The sequence below is a fragment of the Shewanella waksmanii ATCC BAA-643 genome (genome assembly GCF_000518805.1).
GTDB lineage: Bacteria > Pseudomonadota > Gammaproteobacteria > Enterobacterales > Shewanellaceae > Shewanella > Shewanella waksmanii.
Genome location: NZ_JAEH01000085.1, coordinates 1 through 2,692, shown reverse-complemented (window position 1 = coordinate 2,692; position 2,692 = coordinate 1). Strand labels below are relative to the sequence as shown.

The 2,692-nt window shown below is 42.6% G+C and carries 1 protein-coding gene and 1 rRNA gene; both read left to right on the top strand.

The window, feature by feature from the left end; translation table 11 throughout:
• A 5S ribosomal RNA gene (rrf, locus tag L865_RS24650) occupies positions 1-92 on the top strand; the annotation flags it as partial.
• A 978-nt stretch (positions 93-1,070) separates the two neighbouring features.
• On the top strand, positions 1,071-2,015 hold the full coding sequence (locus L865_RS0119940; protein ID WP_028774840.1) for a LysR family transcriptional regulator: 945 nt from the start codon (positions 1,071-1,073) through the stop codon (positions 2,013-2,015).
• The last annotated feature ends 677 nt before the right edge of the window (positions 2,016-2,692 follow it).

Here is a 2,692-nt window from a genome sequence, read left to right as displayed (position 1 = left end):
CCACCTGATCCCATCCCGAACTCAGAAGTGAAACGCAATTGCGCCGATGGTAGTGTGGGGTCTCCCCATGTGAGAGTAGGTCATTTCCAGGCGCCAAATAAACGATAAATCCCCAGCACTTTGTGTTGGGGATTTTTTCGTTTACCGGGCTTTGAAATGACACTCGAATATGGGGAAGTAAAAAGTCCGAACGTAGTGAGGCTCAATACCCATGTGGAGTAGGGCGAAGTGAGTGTGTTTATGAAGCGAAGCTTCATGCACTTATGTAGCGCGGAGAGCGCGCTCGAAGCTGGCCATTTCCAGACGCCTATTTAAGTGAAGAAGCCACCTTATTAAGGTGGCTTTTTTACGTTTGGAGCATAGTAAAACAGGCTAGTTAATGGCTCGAATAAGGCAGTATTTATATTAGGTGGCTTATCCACTTAAGCACGTATGTGCAATACCTACTCCCTACGTCACCCCGCCGCTAAGCGGGCTCTCCAGCTTCGTAACAAGTTACTCGCGCTTCAAAGCCCTTGAATGCGCTGCATCCAAGGCAGGGCTTCTTCGCCCCCATGTGTTCGCTGCGCGAACCGAGTAGCTCATTTCCATACACCTCTTTGGTTTTCACTTTTTAGAAAAGTGAAGACTAAACAGTAACGGTAAAACCCCAGGCACTTTGTGCTAGAAATTTTTAGAATGATCTTCGAAATAGATTGCCAGTGTAAAGCTGTGGTGATTAGTACTTGATTATAGCCGTTATACACTTTTGATAGGTTGGAAAGTACTTCTGTGTGATCTGCTTATTCCCGATCCTTATTGTGACTGACGAACAGCTTGTAGATACCTCTTAAGCCGCACACAGTTATGATCCGCCTATGCATCTTGGTTAGAAGCCCAGTGTTCAGCGTCTACATTACAAACACTGTACGATGCTAGATTGTACTCTTAAAAATGTTAAGTGGAGTGATTTGTTCTTTGAGTAAATCTGCAAGAGGTGAAGCGGGCTCCTCAAATTAGGGAATGTAGTGGTAACTGTAGGCAAAGGCTTTATGATGTAATTTAGTCTACGAGTCTAATAGAAGGTGTTTGTGAAGCAATTGGATTTTAATTTGCTTAGGGTGCTAGAAGTGTTGTTAGAAGAGCAAAGTGTCACTGCCGCTGCATCTCGATTGCATTTGAGCCAGTCAGCGGTAAGTAAGCAACTTAGTAAGTTAAGAGAAACCTTTGATGATCAACTTTTTGAACGTACTGCTTATGGGCTAAAAGCGACACCTAGGGCTTTGCAGTTGGCTCCGGAGCTGCGAGAAGTACTACAGAAGTTAGATAAGTTTACTCGACCAAGTACTTTTGAGCCTGCTGAGAGCCAACGTAGGTTTCGAATGCATGTAGTGGAAACGGCCTACTCTTTAAGCTACCCCCATTTTATGCCTAAGCTTTTAAGGGATGCTCCTTTAGTGAGTGTAAATAGTCAGACTTGGTCTCAAGATAGTATGGACAAATTGCTGCGCTGTGAAATTGATATGGGAATTATCTGCCGAGAATGGGATAAGCGCTCTTTGTTGCATATGAACAACATTCCTGAGCAACTTGGTTTCAAGGAGCTTATTCGTGACCATCCTGTGTGTTTAGTGAGACGTGGCCACAAACTTCTTAGTGAAGATTGGAATCTAGAGACGTTTTTAAAGTATCGCCATTTACAGGTAGCATTCGGTGGATTGGAACATTGGTTATTGGATGATGTGCTTAGGTTGAAGCATCTACAGCGCGACATCGCTGTTAACATGGCCGATTTTAATAGTGCTTTGGAATTGTGTGGAAACAGCGATCTTATCTTATGCGCGCCCAAAAAGTACGTGATGCAGATGATCGCTGATTACGATTTGGTTTGTTTAGATGTACCAGTAAAACTGGTGCCAGGGGCTTACGTTCTAGTGTGGCATAAACATTTTGAGCTAGATCCAAGCCACAGTTGGTTAAGAAACCTCATTATTGACGGCGTGCATGGTAGTGCTAAGGCAGACGCTTGTAGCTAATGACTTAATTATATAGTTGGTACGTAGAACATCGAATGGGGCTTTTAGTCTTTTGTAAAATAAAGCTGATTATGGATAACTGGTTTGAATACGTAGTGGCTATAGACGAGTAATGCTGGTGTCTTTTTAGCTCTCTTAATATCTATTGATGACAACATTCACTTTTACCATCCATTGCAATAACAGTTCAGCTTTGTCTTCTCCTTAACTGTCATTAATAGCTTTAGTACGGATAAGTGGCAAAGGATGAACCAAAGTTGATATATCCGGTCTATTTCTCTTCTGAATCCATGCTGTAGTTGGTGTCTATAACGCTATTTATGTAATGATTTGATGGATTAGCGGCAAGTAACTTCTAATTACCCCCGCATTTGGTGAGGAAACGTGGGTGAGTTGGTGTTAATGATGAGCGGTATTATATAGCGTTAGAAGGAATAAATGCCCATTAAAGAAGATAGTGGTTAGCAATACGGGCTAGCTTGTTAGTGGGTTGAATTTGGCCGTTCTAGTTATTTTGTGGATAACTCTGTGGGAAAGGTGTCGGTATGGTGTACCTAAGTTAGGTATAGAAAATAAATGCATTTTTCTTTCAAAAAGCACTTGCGTAAAAAGTTCAGCTCCCTATAATGCGCTCCCACTGACACGGCAAACAGCGCTGCATAGCGATGTACAGACGA